The 16,457-nt window shown below is 54.3% G+C and carries 17 protein-coding genes and 1 riboswitch; of the genes, 8 read left to right on the forward strand and 9 right to left on the reverse strand.

Annotated elements, in window-relative coordinates:
• The first annotated feature begins 284 nt into the window (after window positions 1-284).
• Window positions 285-2,306, forward strand: coding sequence for an excinuclease ABC subunit UvrB (uvrB, locus tag FDX09_RS13790; RefSeq protein ID WP_038639047.1), 2,022 nt, complete (start codon window positions 285-287; stop codon window positions 2,304-2,306).
• A 92-nt stretch (window positions 2,307-2,398) separates the two neighbouring features.
• Here the strand turns inward: uvrB and yvcK are convergent, their stop codons facing one another.
• Window positions 2,399-3,307 carry a uridine diphosphate-N-acetylglucosamine-binding protein YvcK gene (yvcK, locus tag FDX09_RS13795; RefSeq protein ID WP_038639050.1) on the reverse strand — a complete coding sequence of 303 codons (909 nt, stop codon included), beginning with the start codon at window positions 3,305-3,307 and terminating at the stop codon, window positions 2,399-2,401.
• Window positions 3,308-3,596: 289 nt separating this feature from the next.
• Window positions 3,597-3,742, forward strand: a riboswitch (molybdenum cofactor riboswitch).
• Here yvcK and moaA point away from each other — a divergent pair.
• From moaA to FDX09_RS13825, 6 genes are all read left to right on the forward strand, one after another.
• A complete protein-coding gene (gene moaA / locus FDX09_RS13800) occupies window positions 3,730-4,719 on the forward strand; it encodes a GTP 3',8-cyclase MoaA (RefSeq protein ID WP_137347372.1) in 990 nt (329 codons plus the stop codon). Its footprint overlaps the riboswitch before it by 13 nt.
• An 18-nt stretch (window positions 4,720-4,737) precedes the next feature.
• Window positions 4,738-5,250, forward strand: a complete 513-nt coding sequence (moaB, locus tag FDX09_RS13805; protein WP_003035187.1) for a molybdenum cofactor biosynthesis protein B — start codon at window positions 4,738-4,740, stop codon at window positions 5,248-5,250.
• A 2-nt stretch (window positions 5,251-5,252) separates the two neighbouring features.
• Window positions 5,253-5,738 (forward strand): cyclic pyranopterin monophosphate synthase MoaC, encoded by a 486-nt coding sequence (gene moaC, locus FDX09_RS13810; RefSeq protein ID WP_038639057.1) that lies wholly within the window; start codon window positions 5,253-5,255, stop codon window positions 5,736-5,738.
• Complete coding sequence (moaD, locus tag FDX09_RS13815; RefSeq protein ID WP_038639062.1) at window positions 5,731-5,976, forward strand: molybdopterin synthase sulfur carrier subunit; 246 nt, start codon at window positions 5,731-5,733, stop codon at window positions 5,974-5,976. The genes moaC and moaD overlap by 8 nt, the downstream gene beginning before the upstream one ends.
• 1 nt (window position 5,977) lies before the next feature.
• Window positions 5,978-6,430 (forward strand): molybdopterin synthase catalytic subunit MoaE, encoded by a 453-nt coding sequence (gene moaE, locus FDX09_RS13820; protein WP_038639065.1) that lies wholly within the window; start codon window positions 5,978-5,980, stop codon window positions 6,428-6,430.
• Between the two features lie 41 nt (window positions 6,431-6,471).
• Window positions 6,472-7,176: a Bax inhibitor-1/YccA family protein gene (locus FDX09_RS13825; RefSeq protein ID WP_038639068.1), complete on the forward strand. Its 705-nt coding sequence runs from the start codon at window positions 6,472-6,474 to the stop codon at window positions 7,174-7,176.
• Window positions 7,177-7,259: 83 nt separating this feature from the next.
• Here the strand turns inward: FDX09_RS13825 and FDX09_RS13830 are convergent, their stop codons facing one another.
• Genes FDX09_RS13830 through FDX09_RS13840 form a run of 3 tightly spaced genes read right to left on the reverse strand, consistent with a single transcriptional unit; the run spans window position 7,260 to window position 10,221 of the window.
• Window positions 7,260-8,222, reverse strand: a complete 963-nt coding sequence (locus tag FDX09_RS13830) for a YbhN family protein (RefSeq protein WP_038639070.1) — start codon at window positions 8,220-8,222, stop codon at window positions 7,260-7,262.
• Window positions 8,222-9,463: a cardiolipin synthase ClsB gene (clsB, locus tag FDX09_RS13835; protein WP_038639075.1), complete on the reverse strand. Its 1,242-nt coding sequence runs from the start codon at window positions 9,461-9,463 to the stop codon at window positions 8,222-8,224. The genes FDX09_RS13830 and clsB overlap by 1 nt, the downstream gene beginning before the upstream one ends.
• Entirely contained in the window at window positions 9,460-10,221 is a 762-nt protein-coding gene (locus FDX09_RS13840) for an endonuclease/exonuclease/phosphatase family protein (protein WP_069323204.1), read from the reverse strand. The genes clsB and FDX09_RS13840 overlap by 4 nt, the downstream gene beginning before the upstream one ends.
• 132 nt (window positions 10,222-10,353) lie before the next feature.
• Between FDX09_RS13840 and FDX09_RS13845 the strand changes: the two genes are divergently transcribed.
• The gene (locus tag FDX09_RS13845) at window positions 10,354-10,764 is read left to right on the forward strand and encodes a YbhQ family protein (protein ID WP_137347373.1); all 411 of its coding nucleotides are present in this window, start codon (window positions 10,354-10,356) and stop codon (window positions 10,762-10,764) included.
• On the opposite strand, the gene FDX09_RS13850 is transcribed toward FDX09_RS13845, so the two are convergent.
• The 5 genes from FDX09_RS13850 to cecR are packed head-to-tail and all read right to left on the reverse strand — an operon-like array spanning window position 10,726 to window position 16,367.
• Window positions 10,726-11,832: an ABC transporter permease gene (locus FDX09_RS13850; RefSeq protein ID WP_137347374.1), complete on the reverse strand. Its 1,107-nt coding sequence runs from the start codon at window positions 11,830-11,832 to the stop codon at window positions 10,726-10,728. The two genes, FDX09_RS13845 and FDX09_RS13850, sit on opposite strands and share 39 nt — an antisense overlap.
• 10 nt (window positions 11,833-11,842) lie before the next feature.
• Window positions 11,843-12,976, reverse strand: coding sequence for an ABC transporter permease (locus tag FDX09_RS13855; protein WP_038639081.1), 1,134 nt, complete (start codon window positions 12,974-12,976; stop codon window positions 11,843-11,845).
• A complete protein-coding gene (locus tag FDX09_RS13860; RefSeq protein WP_038639084.1) occupies window positions 12,969-14,705 on the reverse strand; it encodes an ATP-binding cassette domain-containing protein in 1,737 nt (578 codons plus the stop codon). Before FDX09_RS13860 ends, FDX09_RS13855 begins: the two co-directional genes overlap by 8 nt.
• Window positions 14,698-15,693, reverse strand: a complete 996-nt coding sequence (gene hlyD / locus FDX09_RS13865; RefSeq protein WP_038639088.1) for a secretion protein HlyD — start codon at window positions 15,691-15,693, stop codon at window positions 14,698-14,700. Before hlyD ends, FDX09_RS13860 begins: the two co-directional genes overlap by 8 nt.
• The gene (gene cecR / locus FDX09_RS13870) at window positions 15,690-16,367 is read right to left on the reverse strand and encodes a transcriptional regulator CecR (protein ID WP_121528794.1); all 678 of its coding nucleotides are present in this window, start codon (window positions 16,365-16,367) and stop codon (window positions 15,690-15,692) included. Before cecR ends, hlyD begins: the two co-directional genes overlap by 4 nt.
• Between the last annotated feature and the right edge of the window lie 90 nt (window positions 16,368-16,457).

The raw sequence follows: 16,457 nt of genomic DNA on the forward strand, positions 1-16,457 counted from the left end.
GATAAAAGCAATGGCTGTCGCAGAAGTGTCATGTGTTGCCATAAAACTTTCATCGGCTGGCTTGACAAATGTTAAAAAAGGCATTGGTTTGGGGATAACACATTTTTGCTGGTGTTTTATCTTGTCTGGGGGCAAATTTTGGCCTGCAGTCACGGCTATTTTGCGGGTGTAACAGAAATATTCTGGCGCGTTACTGTTTTTTCATCCAGTATATTTTACTGGCAAAATATACGACTGCGAGTAAAATTACACACCTGCCCGCCCATTGCTTCAGGTAGCTGCTCATGAGTAAACCGTTCAAACTAAATTCCGCTTTTAAACCCTCTGGCGATCAGCCTGAGGCGATACGTCGCCTGGAAGAAGGTCTGGAGGACGGTCTGGCGCATCAGACGCTGCTGGGGGTGACGGGATCGGGGAAAACATTCACCATCGCGAATGTGATTGCGGACCTACAGCGTCCTACCATGGTGCTGGCGCCTAACAAGACGCTTGCCGCGCAGCTATATGGCGAGATGAAAGAGTTCTTTCCGGAAAACGCGGTGGAATATTTTGTCTCCTACTACGACTATTATCAGCCGGAAGCTTACGTACCGAGTTCTGATACCTTCATCGAGAAGGATGCCTCGGTCAACGAACACATTGAGCAGATGCGTCTGTCGGCGACCAAAGCGCTACTGGAACGTCGGGATGTCGTTGTGGTGGCGTCGGTTTCCGCCATTTATGGTTTGGGCGACCCGGACCTGTATCTGAAAATGATGCTGCATCTGACGGTGGGGATGATCATTGACCAGCGCGCGATCCTGCGTCGTCTGGCGGAGCTGCAATATACCCGTAACGATCAGGCATTCCAGCGCGGTACCTTCCGCGTGCGCGGTGAAGTTATCGACATTTTCCCGGCTGAATCCGACGACATTGCGCTGCGCGTGGAACTGTTTGATGAGGAAGTCGAGCGTTTGTCGCTGTTTGACCCGCTTACCGGGCAGGTTGAATCGACCATTTCCCGCTATACCATCTACCCGAAAACGCACTACGTCACGCCGCGCGAACGTATCGTGCAGGCGATGGAAGAAATTAAAGTCGAGCTGGCAGACCGCCGTAAAAATCTGCTGGCGAATAACAAGTTGCTGGAAGAGCAGCGCTTAAGCCAGCGTACACAGTTCGATCTGGAAATGATGAACGAGCTGGGTTATTGCTCGGGGATTGAAAACTATTCCCGCTATCTGTCCGGACGCGGTCCAGGCGAGCCGCCGCCGACGTTGTTTGATTACCTGCCGGCTGATGGTCTGCTGGTAGTGGATGAATCTCACGTCACTATCCCGCAAATTGGCGGTATGTACCGTGGCGACCGGGCGCGTAAAGAGACCCTGGTCGAATACGGATTCCGTTTGCCCTCGGCGCTGGATAACCGCCCGCTTAAATTTGAAGAGTTCGAGGCACTGGCTCCGCAGACCATCTACGTCTCGGCGACGCCGGGGAACTATGAGCTGGAGAAATCCGGTGATGACGTGGTTGATCAAGTAGTACGACCGACTGGCCTGCTGGATCCGGTGATAGAAGTGCGTCCGGTGGCGACGCAGGTTGACGATCTGCTGTCGGAGATCCGCACGCGTGCGGCGATTAACGAACGTGTGCTGGTCACCACGCTTACCAAACGCATGGCGGAAGACCTCACCGAATACCTCGAAGAGCACGGCGAGCGGGTGCGTTATCTGCACTCAGACATCGATACCGTGGAACGTATGGAAATCATTCGTGACCTGCGCCTGGGCGAGTTTGACGTGCTGGTGGGTATCAACCTGTTACGTGAGGGGCTGGACATGCCTGAGGTCTCGCTGGTGGCGATTCTGGACGCAGACAAAGAAGGGTTCCTGCGCTCTGAACGCTCACTTATCCAGACCATCGGTCGCGCGGCGCGTAACATCAACGGCAAGGCTATACTCTACGGCGATAAAATTACCGCCTCGATGGCCAGGGCGATTGGTGAAACTGAACGTCGTCGCGAGAAGCAGCAGCGCTATAACGAAGAGCACGGTATTACGCCGCAGGGGCTGAACAAGAAAGTGGTCGATATTCTGGCGCTGGGTCAGAATATTGCGAAGACCAAGGCGAAGGGCAAAGGGAAGTCACGTGCGGGTGCGAAGTCTGACGTTGTGGAACTGGATATGACGCCAAAAGCCCTGCAGCAAAAGATTCACGAGTTGGAAGGGCAGATGATGCAGCATGCGCAGAATCTCGAATTTGAAGAGGCTGCGACGATCCGCGATCAGTTGCATCAGCTGCGTGAGTTATTTATTGCGGCATCGTAATCCTGTGCCGGATGCGGGGTAACCCCCTTATCCGGCTTACGGGGTGCTTGCGTTTGTCGGCCTGACAAGCGCAGCGCATCAGGCAAATCCACTCAGCCTAATGCCTGTACCGCTTTCTCCAGCGCGCTGTGCAGCAACTGACGGTCATGACGGTACGGAATATCGCTGGCTTCCAGCACTTCCTGAATCACAATGCGGTCGGTAACGGCCGAAACATCTACTTTCGGGCCGACAACCACCGCGTCAATCACTTTTTTGCCAACGTACTGTTCGATGATTGCCAGCTTATCGTTAAGCGTCAGGCTGGCTGCTGGCAGGCTTAATTCGCGACCCAGATTGCCAATGTAGACCATCCTGGCGGGTGTACGCCGTAATGCCTGCGCCAGTTCGTCGAGCAGCAGGATCGGCATCAGGCTGGTATAAAAACTGCCTGGTCCTATCAGAATCAAATCTGCTTCGGCGATTGCCTCAACCGCTTCTCGCGTGGTAGGGACTTTTGGCGACAGCATCAGTTCCTGAGGTGGGATAGTGAGCTGATCGATATTCACTTCGCCATAGACTTCATGCCCCTGATCATCAATAGCCATCAGATCCACCGGCAGCTCAGACATCGGAATTAAATGCGCATCCACCTTCAGCAGGTTGCGAATTAAATTAATAGCTTCGAGAGGCCGCACGCTGAGGTGATCGAGCGCCTTTAACATTAAATTTCCGAGGTTATGTCCGGAAAGCTCGCCATTACCGCCAAAACGGTATTCAAACATAGCGGATGCAACGCTGGGTTGGGTAATTAACTGGTTCAGGCAGTTACGCATGTCCCCCCAGGCGATGCCGCCTTCAGAACGACGAATACGCCCCGTGGAGCCGCCATTATCGGTGGTGGTGACGATACCCGTCAGTCGTGAACCTAAAGGGGAAAGTGAGGAGAGAACGCGTCCTAATCCATGCCCTCCGCCGAGAGCGACAACGCGATCTAAATCTGCCAGCGTGCGAGTGCGCATAGAGTTTCCTGATATCAATTGATCGGCGCTACAGTACCGTAAATAGCGTGTTTTCAGCAATTATCCAGTTGGCATTTGCCGAAATTAATTTTCGGCGATCTACTCCTTTCTGACGACATGCACCTGACAGCAAGATGATGTATATCAATGCAAAACTGTGGTTTTTGCTTATTCTGTAGCGAAATTGCACGATCATGTCGCTATATACGTATTTATACAGCGTAAGTGTGCTTGGCATTATCGCCATTTACACGCTAGTATCGGCATAACCACTACGTACTCAAAGTATGATGAGTATAAACACTCTAGCCTCTGCACCTGGGTCAAATGATACGGTGCTTTGGCCGTGGCAATGCTCGAACGAGATTGTCACCAGGGCGCAGGAAGAAATGACTGCGTCTCCCGTATTTGGAAAGGTGTACATGGGCTCTCAACTTACCGATGCTTTCGCGCGTAAGTTTTACTACTTACGTTTGTCGATTACCGATGTGTGTAACTTTCGTTGCACCTACTGCCTGCCGGATGGCTATAAGCCCGGCGGGGTCACCAATAACGGCTTTTTGACCGTTGATGAAATTCGCCGCGTCACCCGTGCGTTCGCCAGTCTGGGGACGGAAAAAGTGCGCCTGACAGGGGGCGAACCCTCATTACGTCGCGATTTTACCGACATTATTGCCGCTGTGCGTGAAAACGACGCTATCCGTCAGATTGCGGTAACGACCAATGGTTATCGTCTGGCGCGCGATGCCGCCGCCTGGCGCGATGCCGGGTTGACGGCACTCAACGTCAGCGTCGACAGTCTCGATGCCCGTCAGTTTCACGCCATTACCGGGCAGGACAAATTTCAGCAGGTGATGGCGGGCATTGACGCCGCCTTTGCAGCCGGTTTTGAAAAAGTCAAAGTCAACACTGTGTTGATGCGCGATGTAAACCATCATCAACTGGACACCTTCCTGGCGTGGATCCAACCTCGTCCTATTCAACTGCGTTTTATTGAACTGATGGAAACGGGGGAGGGCAGTGCACTTTTCCGTAAGCATCATATCTCAGGGCAAGTACTGCGCGATGAGCTTCTGCGTCGCGGCTGGATCCACCAGCTTCGCCAGCGCAGCGACGGTCCGGCTCAGGTTTTCTGCCATCCTGATTATGCTGGCGAAATTGGTCTGATCATGCCTTATGAGAAAGACTTTTGCGCCACCTGTAATCGTCTGCGCGTTTCCTCTGTCGGCAAGCTTCATCTGTGTTTATTTGGTGAAGGCGGCGTAAGCCTGCGTGACTTGCTGGAAGATGACGCTCAGCAATCCGCGCTGGAAGAACGCATTTCAACCGCGCTGCTGGAGAAAAAGCAGACCCATTTCCTGCATCAGAACAATACCGGTATTACGCAAAACTTATCTTACATTGGCGGCTGATCGCTAAAAGGAGTTTTCATGAGTCAGGTAAGCGCTGAATTTATCCCGACACGCATTGCTATTCTTACTGTTTCCAACCGTCGCGGCGAAGAGGATGACACCTCCGGTCACTACCTGCGTGACTCGGCGCAGGAAGCGGGCCATCAGATTGTTGACAAGGCGATTGTCAAAGAGAACCGTTATGCCATCCGCGCCCAGGTTTCCGCCTGGATTGCCAGTGACGATGTGCAGGTTGTGCTCATTACCGGCGGCACCGGACTGACCGAAGGTGACCAGGCGCCGGAAGCGTTGCAACCGCTGTTCGACAGAGAAGTTGAAGGTTTTGGCGAAGTATTCCGTATGCTCTCGTTTGAAGAGATCGGTACCGCGACGCTGCAATCCCGGGCAATTGCCGGGGTTGCGAATAAAACGCTGATTTTCGCCATGCCGGGGTCGACCAAAGCGTGCCGTACCGCCTGGGAAAATATCATTGCGCCGCAGCTTGATGCCCGTACGCGTCCGTGTAATTTCCACCCACATTTGAAGAAATAAGTATGTCGCAACTGACTCATATTAACGCCGCTGGCGAAGCCCACATGGTGGATGTCTCTGGCAAAGCAGAAACGGTACGCGAGGCGCGTGCTGAAGCCTTCGTGACGATGCGCAGCGAAACGCTGGCGATGATTATCGATGGTAGCCACCATAAAGGCGACGTTTTCGCCACGGCGCGCATTGCCGGTATTCAGGCGGCCAAACGAACCTGGGATCTTATCCCGCTGTGTCACCCACTGATGCTGAGCAAAGTCGAAGTCAACCTGCATGCCGAACCGGAACACCATCGTGTACGCATTGAGACGCTGTGTCGCCTGAGCGGGAAAACCGGTGTGGAAATGGAAGCGTTAACGGCGGCCTCCGTGGCGGCGTTGACCATCTACGACATGTGCAAAGCGGTGCAAAAGGACATGGTGATTGGTCCGGTGCGCCTGCTGGCAAAAAGCGGCGGCAAGTCGGGAGATTTTAAGGTGGATGTGCATGATTAAGGTTCTTTTCTTTGCCCAGGTCCGTGAACTGGTCAACACGGATGCTTTAGAGGTCACCGCTGAATTTCCAACGGTCGAAGCGCTGCGCCAGCATCTGGCGGCGCAAGGCGATCGTTGGGCGCTGGCGCTGGAAGACGGCAAGCTGCTGGCGGCGGTGAACCAGACGCTGGTCAGTTTTGACCATCCCCTTAACGCAGGTGATGAAGTGGCTTTCTTCCCACCGGTAACCGGAGGTTAAGATGGCTGAGACGCGAATTGTTGTTGGGCATGCGCCGTTCAGCGTTGGGGAAGAGTATCCCTGGCTTGCCGAGCGTGATGAAGACGGCGCCGTAGTGACCTTCACCGGTAAAGTGCGTAACCACAACCTCGGCGACAGTGTGCAGGCATTAACGCTGGAACACTATCCCGGCATGACCGAAAAAGCGCTGGCGGAGATTGTCGACGAGGCGCGTACGCGCTGGCCGCTGGGACGGGTGACGGTGATCCATCGCATTGGCGCACTATGGCCCGGCGATGAAATCGTTTTTGTTGGCGTGACCAGCGCGCATCGTAGTAGCGCGTTTGATGCCGGGCAGTTCATTATGGATTATCTGAAAACCCGCGCACCGTTCTGGAAGCGCGAGGCCACGCCGGAAGGTGAACGTTGGGTGGATGCTCGTGACAGCGATAAGCTAGCAGCAAAACGCTGGTAGAGTACAATTGTTGTAGGCTCATACTGATTCAGGAGATTGTCATGGACCGATTCCCACGATCCGATTCTATTGTGCAGGCGCGTTCCGGCCTGCAAACGTATATGGCGCAGGTTTATGGCTGGATGACCTGCGGGTTGTTGCTGACGGCGTTTATCGCCTGGTATGCGGCAAATACGCCCGCGGTGATGATGTTTGTCTTCTCCAGTAAAATCACCTTCTTTGGCCTGATTATCGCCCAACTGGCGCTGGTGTTCGTTTTGTCCGGCATGGTGCAAAAGCTGAGCGCCGGTGTGGCAACCACGCTGTTTATGCTCTATTCGGCGTTAACCGGGTTAACGCTGTCGAGCATCTTCATCGTCTATACCTACTCGTCTATCGCCAGTACCTTTGTGGTCACCGGCGGGATGTTTGGCATCATGAGCCTGTACGGTTATACCACTAAGCGCGATCTCAGCGGTTTCGGCAATATGCTGTTTATGGCGCTAATCGGTATTGTGCTGGCTTCACTGGTTAACTTCTGGCTGAAGAGCGAAGCGTTGATGTGGGCGGTAACCTACATTGGGGTGATTGTGTTTGTCGGTCTGACCGCCTATGACACGCAGAAGCTGAAAAACATCGGTGAGCAGATCGATCTGCGTGACAGTTCTAATCTGCGCAAATACGCGATTCTTGGCGCACTAACGCTGTATCTGGACTTTATCAACCTGTTCTTGATGCTGCTGCGTATCTTCGGCAATCGTCGTTAATTCTCTGTTGCCGGATGGCTTATCCGGCCTACCGTCTTATATCGAAAGTAGGCCGGATAAGGCGTTACGCCGCATCCGGCAAATCATTTCGCCATTGCCTTCTCGTTTTTCGCCCGCAGCTTTTTCGCCCGACTTTCCAGCAACAGGTAGCAAATAAGCGCCAGCAGCAGCGGAATAAAATAATAGAGGACGCGATACGCAAGCAGGGCGGCGATAATCTTGCCTTGAGAAGTATCTTCTCCCGCCAGCAACGCCATAAAAACCGCCTCCAGCACACCGATCCCCGCCGGAATATGTACGATAACCCCGGCAATACTGCTCACCAGCAGCACGCCCAGCACGAAGAAATAGTTGATATCCTGACCCAGCAACAGCCAGATAATGGCTCCCATCACCATCCAGTTGGTACTGGATATCACCATTTGCGCGATGGCAAATTTCCAGGAGGGCAGCACCAGTTTTTGGCCCCTGATGGTGATGTGGCGATGTTTCGCGAAGGCGCAAAACCACAGATAAACGACAATAATCAGCAGTAGCGCAATGCCTAAAATGCGCAGCGTACCTTCATCGATATACCAATGCGCGGGCAACTCGACCACGCCAAAGGTAAAAATAAAGCCGCCCAGCAGAATATAGCCCAGCCAGTTGGTGGTAATACTCAGTGAAAAAATCCGCGTAATAGTGCTCCCCGGCAACCCGAGGCGCGAGTAGAGTCGATAACGCATCCCAATGCCGCCCACCCAGGTGCTCAATGTCAGGTTGAAGGCGTAACAGATAAACGACACCAGCATGACCTGACGTTTTGCCAGCTTGTGCCCACAGTAATGTCGGCCGAGCAGGTCATAGCAGCCGTAGAGTAAATAACTGACGATTACCAACCCCACGGCGCTGAGCAGGGCAGTCCGATTGTAATCCCGGATTACCGTCCAGACCTCTTCCCAATTGACCTTGCTGGCATAAATGACCAGCAACACGATGACGGCAATGAAAAATAGCCACGTGAGTATTTTTTTCGCTAACCGCCAGCGCGGATGTGCTTTGGCCATCAGGATTTTCCTCCGACATCCTCAGTTTGAATGCGATCCTGCGTTTCCATGGCAGGCTGTGCGGGCGGTTCTACCTCAGTCAGATGTGGTGTATGTGCGGGTAGCCAGCCGACCAGCGCTGGGAAATGGCGTAAAAAGTGGAACGCCAGCACGCTTTTGGTCAGGTTCCACCAGGTGCGTTTGGGCAGCATGGATTCATCAACCCGCTTGCAGTCCTGCGCAATAATCGGGTTCAGGTTGTCGCGCAGAGTCTGGTTAAACGCACGGTCATGAATAATGAGATTCGCTTCCAGATTCAGCGACAGGCTGAGCGGGTCAAGATTGCTGGAGCCTACCGTCGCCCAATGATCGTCCATCAGCGCTACCTTGCCATGCAGAGGTTTACGGCGATATTCATAGACATGGACGCCGCCTTTTACCAGATAGTTGTACAGCAGGCGGGCGCCCACTTTCACAATCGGCATATCTGGTTCACCCTGCACGATGAGTTTTACCCGAACGCCGCGTCGGGCCGCTTTACGCAGGGCATGCAGAAAGCGATAGCCGGGAAAGAAGTAGGCATTGGCAATGATCACTTCCCGTCTGGCCTGGGTAAGCATTTTCAAATAATGACGTTCAATATCATCGCGATGCTCTTCGTTGTCGCGCCAGACAAACAGCACCTGCGCTTCGCCAGGCCGATGATTTTCGACTGCGCGATGATGACGTCGCCACCAGCGGCGTACGGCGCTCTGGCCCGGCAGGTTTTCCAGTACGAATGTCAGGATGTCGGCCACGATGGGGCCTTCAACGCGTACGGCGTAATCCTGCTTGGCCTCAGGGCCGTAATCAGACATATGTTCAGCGGAATAATTGATGCCGCCGACGAAAGCAACGCGGTCATCAATGACCACAATTTTGCGATGCATACGGCGAAAGAGATTGGTGCGCATGCCGAACAGACGCGGGCGCGGATCGTAATAGCGGAAAACAATGCCGGCTGCGGTTAGCTCATTAACGAAGCTGTCGCTGAGGTCCGGCGAACCATAGCCATCCAGCAGCACTTCGGCTTTAACGCCGCGACGTGCTGCACTCAGCAGCGCGGCATGCAGCTGTTTTCCGACCGCATCTTCAAACCAGATGAAGGTCTCGAGGATAATTTTTTGCTGCGCCTGTTCAATGGCGTCAAACACGGCGGGGTAGTACTGATCGCCGTTTTCCAGCAGTTGAATTTGATTGCCTTCACGCCAGCCAAATTTCATAAATGAATCTCCGCACTCAGAGGGGCATGATCGGACAAATGTCGCCAGTGACGCAGCGCCAGCGTCGTTGGGGTACTGGCATTCGCGTTTTTCACATAGATCCTGTCGAGACGCAGCAGGGGAAACTGCACCGGAAACGTCCGCGCCGGGCGACCGTGGGCGCGGGTAAAGATCTCGTCAAGATCGGCATTGGCTTTCAACGGATGATTAGCTTTTTGTCGCCAATCGTTGAAATCACCGGCGACCACGACGGGCTCACCCTCAGGTAAGGCATTCACCCACTCTGCCAGCATAGCGAGTTGGGCCTGACGGTGGGCTTCACGCAAACCGAGATGGACACACATCACGTGAACCGGGTGGGAGAGCATCGGCGGCACGATGCGGCAGTACAGGACCCCGCGTTTTTCACTCGCGCCGACCGACACATCGCGATTTTCATAATGTTCAATAGGATAGCGCGACAGCACAGCGTTACCGTGATGCCCCTGCGGATACACGGCGTTACGTCCATAAGCGAAGTCGCTCCACATGGTATCCGCCAGAAATTCGTAGTGCGTGGTGTCCGGCCAGTTTTCCACATGCAGAGGATGCACCTCGTGCGCGCCCATGACCTCTTGCAGGCACACAATGTCCGCACCGACCGTTCTGACAGCCTCTCGCAGCTCAGGCAAAATAAAACGCCGATTGAAGGCGGTAAATCCTTTATGAGTATTAATGGTGAGCACATTGAATGAAAACCGTTCTGTTTGTCTGGCCATGATTCTCCCGTTGGCATCACTTTCCTGATTAAAATAGTGTAGTCGTCGTCACAAAAAGATGCGGTGTTGCGGAATTTTCCGTAAAGTCCGGTACTCTGAACAATTAGTCGAAAATCCTTCAGGAGAAAAGCCATGAGGTGGCAACAACGTGTTCGTGTCGCAACGGGTCTAAGTTGCTGGCAGATTGTGTTGCATTTACTGGTAGTGGTGTTGCTGGTAATGGGCTGGATGAGCGGCACGCTGGTGCACGTCGGCCTGGGATTATGCGTCGTTTACGGCGTAACGGTTTTATTAATGCTGGCCTTACAACGTCACCATGAACAGCGCTGGCGCGACGTGGCGGATGTGCTGGAAGAACTCACTACGACGTGGTATTTCGGTGCCGCGATGATTGTACTGTGGCTGCTGTCGCGCGTGCTGCAAAACAACGTCTTGCTGGCTCTGGCGGGGCTGGTGATCCTTGCCGGACCCGCCGTGGTGTCGCTGCTGGCGAAAGACAAAAAGCTACATCACCTTGCGTCGAAACATCGCATACGCCGCTGAGCCGGTTGTGGCCGCGATCACCAACAGCGGCCACAAACTTCCCCAGATAATCTTCAGACTCGCATCCTTCAGGTAAATCTGTTTCGTGATGTCCGTAAAATGGCGGATCGGGTTTATCCACGTCAGATTCTGTAACCATACCGGCATATTTTCGACCGGCGAGACGTAGCCTGAGAGCAATATCGCCGGCATCATAAAGACAAATACGCCGATAAACGCCTGCTGCTGGGTGGCGCACAGCGATGAAATCAGCAGACCAAAACCGACCAGCGACAGCCCATAAATCACCATCGTGAAATAGAACAGCCCCAGTGAACCGGCAAACGGAATGTGATAAGCCCAGATGCCGATCGCCAGCACAATGGTGGCCTGAAAAGTGGCCACAATCAGCGCGGGCACTGCCTTGCCGATGAAAATCTGCCAGGTGGTGAGCGGGGAGACCAGCAGTTGATCGAGCGTGCCCTGTTCGCGCTCGCGCGCCACCGACAGCGAGGTGACGATCATCACGCCGATGGTGGTGATCATGGCGATCAGCGACGGAACCACGAACCATTTGTAGTCCAGATTCGGGTTATACCAGTTACGCACCACCAGTTCGCTGTTGTTCGGTTTTGGCTTGCCGTCCATCAGCTCCTGCTGGTACTCCTTCACGATCTGCTGCAGGTAATTGGCGGCAATTTGCGCGCTGTTCGAGTTACGTCCATCGAGGATAATTTGCATGGGCGCTTGCTGGAAGGTATCCAGATTCCGCGAAAAATTGGCCGGGAAGCGCACCAGCAGCAGCGCTTTTTGCGTGTCGATGGTGGGCTGGATCTCCTGTGGGCTTTTCAGTAACAGGACATGCGTAAAGGCGCTGGCGCGGGCGAAGCGCTGGGTAAGCTCCACCGAGTGTTTGCCATTGTCTTCGTTATAGATAGCGATAGTGGCGTTGGTCACTTCCAGCGTCGCGGCGAACGGGAACAGAATGACCTGAATCAGCACCGGTAAAATCAGAATGGCTCGCGTCTGCGGCTCGCGTAATAGCGATTGCAGCTCTTTACGAATTAATGTCCATAAGCGATGAAACATGCCCGTCCCCTTAATCCAGCCGACGTTTGGTTTTAAGCCACGTCAGGCCAATAAACATTACCGCCGAAGCGATTAAAAACAGCACGTTGATAATCAGCACCACCGGAATGTTGCCCGCCAAAAAAAGGCTTTGCAGGGTGCTGACGAAATAGCGCGCCGGAATAATGTAAGTCACCGCGCGGATAATCGCCGGCATGCTGTCTATCTGGAAGATAAACCCCGACAACATAATCGAGGGCAGGAAAGCGGCGTTCAGCGCAACCTGCGCGGCGTTAAATTGATTACGGGTGATGGTGGAGATAAGCAGGCCCATGCCGAGCGTACTGAGCAGGAACAGGCTGGTGATAAAAAACAGGATTAACAACGAGCCGCGATAGGGCACGCCAAGAATAAACACCGACACCAGCATACACAGCAGCATCGCCAGCATGCCTAAAAAGTAATAGGGGATCAGTTTGCACAGCAGCAGCTCGACGCGGGTAACTTCGGTAGACAACAGCGCTTCCATGGTGCCGCGCTCCCATTCACGCGCCACCACTAACGAGGTGAGGATCGCGCCAATCACCGTCATGATGATGGTTACCGCCCCGGGAATTATAAAGTGCTGGCTGATAGCCGCCGGGTTAAACCAGTAGCGGGTCTGCACATCGATTAACGGCTTAAATGATTCCCCGCGATCCTCAGCCCGCTGTTGCTGCCAAATCTGCCAGATGCCTTCGACATAACCCTGCACAAAGTTGGCGGTATTCGGTTCGCTGCCGTCAGTGATCACCTGAATAGGGGCTGTGTCGCCAGGTCGCGCCATTTGTTGGGCAAAATCTACCGGGATCACCACCAGCCCGCGAATGCGTCCGGCCTGCATTTTCTCAATCAATTCCTGACGGTTATCGCTGATGGTGGCGTCAATATACGGCGAACCGGTCATGGTGTGGGTGAAATCCAGCGCTTCTTCGCTCTGCTGTTCGAGCAAAATTCCCACTCGCAACTTGCTGGAGTCGAGGTTGATCCCGTAGCCGAAGATAAACAGCAGCAACAACGGGATCACTACAGCAATCAGCCAACTGCTGGGATCGCGGACGATCTGGCGCGTCTCTTTTACGCACAGCGCGCGTACGCGTCGCCATGAGAGCGCGGAGTTACTCATGCGTATGCTCCTTATCCCAGTCATTGATGAGCGTAATAAACGCCTGCTCCATGGTGGGGTCCGGCGTGTCGTTATCGGCAGCCTTTGCTTTCAGGTCGTCCGGCGTGCCGCTGGCGATCAGTTTGCCGCGATACACCAGTCCGATGCGATCGCAATATTCCGCCTCATCCATAAAGTGGGTCGTCACCATTACCGTGACGCCTTTTTCCACCATGCTGTTGATATGCAACCAGAATTCTCGACGAGTAAGGGGATCAACCCCGGAAGTGGGTTCATCGAGAAACAGGATATCTGGCTCATGCATCAGCGAGCAGGCCAGCGCCAGACGTTGTTTAAAGCCCAGCGGTAGCTCGTCGGTAGCGTGGGAGGCGATGCTTTTCAGGCCAAATGCCTCACTCATGCGATCGATCTTCTCTTTCTGCGTCCGACCGCGCAGGCCGTAGACGCCGGAGAAAAAACGCAGATTCTGTTCAACCGTCAGGTTGCCGTACAGGGAGAATTTCTGCGCCATATAGCCCAGATGCTGACGCGCTTTGCCGGAGCTAACCTTGAGATCCATATCCAGCACCAGCGCTTTGCCGGAGGTAGGAACCAGCAGACCGCACATCATTTTAAAGGTGGTGGATTTCCCGGCGCCGTTGGGGCCTAACAGGCCAAAAATCTCGCCGCGCTGCACGGCAAAGTCTACATGGTCGGTAGCGGCAAAATCGCCAAACTTTTTGGTCAACGCTTTGGCTTCGATCACCGTTTCGCCAGGCGTGCCTTCCACGGTATGCAGGATGGCGCCCAGCGGTGACTCTGATGTTCCGGCCCCGCCGAGTAAATCGATAAAAGCATCCTCGAAACGGGGAGCGGTTTCGTTGATGATTATCTCCGGCATACCGTTCGCGTCTTGAATCTGCTGGGCCGTAGCCTCTTTTTTCAGGATCAAACGGACGGATTTCCCCTGAATCATCCCGTCGCTGACCTGCGGCAGTTTTAACACGCGTTGCAACAGTCGGCGGTTATTTTCCTGCGGGCTGCTCATTAAAAAGCTGCGTCCGGCCATCGTCTGCGTAAGCTGGGTCGGATCGCCCTGATACAGCAATTCGCCTTCATTCATCAGCAGCACATCACGACACTGTTCGGCTTCATCCAGATAGGAGGTACTCCAGAGGATCAGCATCCCGTCGCCCGCCAGTTCATGGACCATTTGCCACAACTCGCGGCGGGATATCGGGTCGACGCCCACGCCGGGCTCATCCAGCAGCAACACTTTAGGCTCGCCCACCAGCGTACAGGCAAGCCCGAGCTTCTGTTTCATGCCTCCGGAAAGCTTGCCTGCCAGTCGTCCGGTAAACGGACCCAGCGAGGTAAATTCCAGTAACCGGGCAAAGGTTTTTTCTCGCACGTCGCCGGTGACGCTGCGCAAATCGGCATAGAGATTGAGGTTCTCCATGACCGTCAAATCTTCGTACAGGCCAAATTTCTGCGGCATATAACCCAGCACGGCGTGCAGGGCGCTGTCGTCTTTGATGGGATCAAAGCCAATTACCGCAGCACTTCCGGCGTCGGGTTTTAACAAACCCGCCAGCATCCGCATCAGCGTGGTTTTGCCCGCGCCGTCCGGCCCGACAAGCCCGGTCACGTAGCCGGCATGAACGGTACAGTCGAGCGGGGCGACGGCCGGTTTTTCCATTCCGGCAAAGTTTTTCGTCAACCCATTCAGCGTAATGACGGCGTCAGTCATGCCGTGCCTCATCACCAAACTTTATTGTTACCGGCATCCCCTGGCGCAGCGCATTGTCTGCGTCGGTCACCACAATGCGCAGACGATAAACCAGGTCGGTGCGCAGGTCAGGGGTCTCGACCGTTTTCGGGGTAAACTCGGCGGTAGGCGACACGAAGCCAATTTTACCGTGATAAGGCTTGTCCGGGCGGCCATCGGTGTAGAGCAGGATTTCGCGTCCTGGCTGCGCCTGGCTTAGATTTCGTTCGTCAACGTAGGCGCGAATCCAGACCGGACGCGTGAGTGATAGCGTCAGTACCGTGCCGCCTTCGTTCAGCATGCTACCCGGTTCAACCGCCCGGGTGAGAATCGTGCCGTCAGACGGAGAGGTTAACGTGGTGTCATGCAAATTCAGTTCAGCCTGCGCCAGCTCAGCTTGTGCTTGTTCGAGCGTGGCTTTCGCCTGCTCAATATCCTGCACACGATTACCGCTGCGATACTGGGCGAGTTTATCCTGCGCGGATTTCAGTGAGGCCAGCGCCTGGTCACGTGATGAACGGGCGTTTTCCAGATCGTTAGCGGAAATGGTGCGGCTTTTCCACAGTCCTACCTGTCGATTGTAGAAATTCTGCGCATAATCATAGGCGGCCTGCGCCTGTTTGACCGCCGCTGCGGTTTGCGCAATCTCTTCTTCACGATAACCGGCCAGCATCAGATCGTACTGTGCCTGGGCGGCGGCAACATTCGCTTTTGCCTGCATTAGCGCGTTTTCATACGGCGCGTGGTCCAGTTCTCCCAGCACCTGACCGGCGGTAATGGCGTCGCCTTCGTCAACCGCCAGCGAGGCCAGCCTGCCGCCGACGCGAAAACTCAGATTGACGCTACGGATATCGACGTTGCCGTAGAGCGTCAGACCGTTATCTTGCCGACTTTGATACCACCACGTTCCACCAGCAATCACGGCAACGAGGGCCGCGATAACCAGCCCGAGAACGACAGGTTTTTTCATGACTCCAGACTCCTTTGCGTTAAACCTTGCAGAATAAGATCGATGTGACAGGTAACGGTGTGCTCAATCAGCGCGGTTTTATCCTCATCAAATTGTGACCAGCCCGTACGCAACAGAATAGTTTCTTTCCCCAGACGAAAGGCCAGCACCTCGCCGAGTATGGCGTGGGTGTGCAGAATCATTTGGGTGTCGTTGGCATCGCGACCAGTATAGGCAGCAATCAGGCGCGTCAGGTGGGTATGCAGCGGATTGATAACCTGGTCGTGTACCAGTTGATAAGCCGCGGTGGGTGAAAGCTGTTCGCGTGAGATAAACTTGCTCAGGTTAACGGTGTCGTCCTGGGTTAACAGCATGATCATATTTTTACAGGCGCGCAGGATAAGTTCGCGCATCGCGCCACGATCGGGCTCCGGCTGAGTAAACAGACGCTCGGCTTCTTCCGCATGCGGGCGAAACTGTGAACCAATAAAATCGGCAATCCACTGGGCGCAGGCGAGGTATAAATCCTCTTTTGAGCCAAAATAGTAGGTGATGGCCGCAATGTTTTGTCCGGCCTGCGCGGCGATATCGCGCGTTGTGGCGTGCAGACCATACTCGCCAAACTGCGCCAGCGCGGCGGCAATGAGCTGGTTTTTCGCCTGTTCGCCTTTGGTTGTCATGGTGGGTGTATTCATTGCGCGGCTCTGATCTTAATCAATCGATTGATTAAGATTATGACTGATATGCCACCTTGTCCAGTCCGCGAGGTTAATTTCTGTTGAAGG

The organism is Citrobacter sp. wls717, assembly GCF_005280955.1.
GTDB lineage: Bacteria > Pseudomonadota > Gammaproteobacteria > Enterobacterales > Enterobacteriaceae > Citrobacter > Citrobacter werkmanii.

Coding starts and splice junctions, on each gene's coding strand:
- uvrB (WP_038639047.1), top strand. CDS start 285: ATGAGTAAACCGTTCAAACTAAATTCCGCTTTTAAACCCTCTGGCGAT.
- yvcK (WP_038639050.1), bottom strand. CDS start 3,307: ATGCGCACTCGCACGCTGGCAGATTTAGATCGCGTTGTCGCTCTCGGC.
- moaA (WP_137347372.1), top strand. CDS start 3,730: ATGGGCTCTCAACTTACCGATGCTTTCGCGCGTAAGTTTTACTACTTA.
- moaB (WP_003035187.1), top strand. CDS start 4,738: ATGAGTCAGGTAAGCGCTGAATTTATCCCGACACGCATTGCTATTCTT.
- moaC (WP_038639057.1), top strand. CDS start 5,253: ATGTCGCAACTGACTCATATTAACGCCGCTGGCGAAGCCCACATGGTG.
- moaD (WP_038639062.1), top strand. CDS start 5,731: ATGATTAAGGTTCTTTTCTTTGCCCAGGTCCGTGAACTGGTCAACACG.
- moaE (WP_038639065.1), top strand. CDS start 5,978: ATGGCTGAGACGCGAATTGTTGTTGGGCATGCGCCGTTCAGCGTTGGG.
- FDX09_RS13825 (WP_038639068.1), top strand. CDS start 6,472: ATGGACCGATTCCCACGATCCGATTCTATTGTGCAGGCGCGTTCCGGC.
- FDX09_RS13830 (WP_038639070.1), bottom strand. CDS start 8,222: ATGGCCAAAGCACATCCGCGCTGGCGGTTAGCGAAAAAAATACTCACG.
- clsB (WP_038639075.1), bottom strand. CDS start 9,463: ATGAAATTTGGCTGGCGTGAAGGCAATCAAATTCAACTGCTGGAAAAC.
- FDX09_RS13840 (WP_069323204.1), bottom strand. CDS start 10,221: ATGGCCAGACAAACAGAACGGTTTTCATTCAATGTGCTCACCATTAAT.
- FDX09_RS13845 (WP_137347373.1), top strand. CDS start 10,354: ATGAGGTGGCAACAACGTGTTCGTGTCGCAACGGGTCTAAGTTGCTGG.
- FDX09_RS13850 (WP_137347374.1), bottom strand. CDS start 11,832: ATGTTTCATCGCTTATGGACATTAATTCGTAAAGAGCTGCAATCGCTA.
- FDX09_RS13855 (WP_038639081.1), bottom strand. CDS start 12,976: ATGAGTAACTCCGCGCTCTCATGGCGACGCGTACGCGCGCTGTGCGTA.
- FDX09_RS13860 (WP_038639084.1), bottom strand. CDS start 14,705: ATGACTGACGCCGTCATTACGCTGAATGGGTTGACGAAAAACTTTGCC.
- hlyD (WP_038639088.1), bottom strand. CDS start 15,693: ATGAAAAAACCTGTCGTTCTCGGGCTGGTTATCGCGGCCCTCGTTGCC.
- cecR (WP_121528794.1), bottom strand. CDS start 16,367: ATGAATACACCCACCATGACAACCAAAGGCGAACAGGCGAAAAACCAG.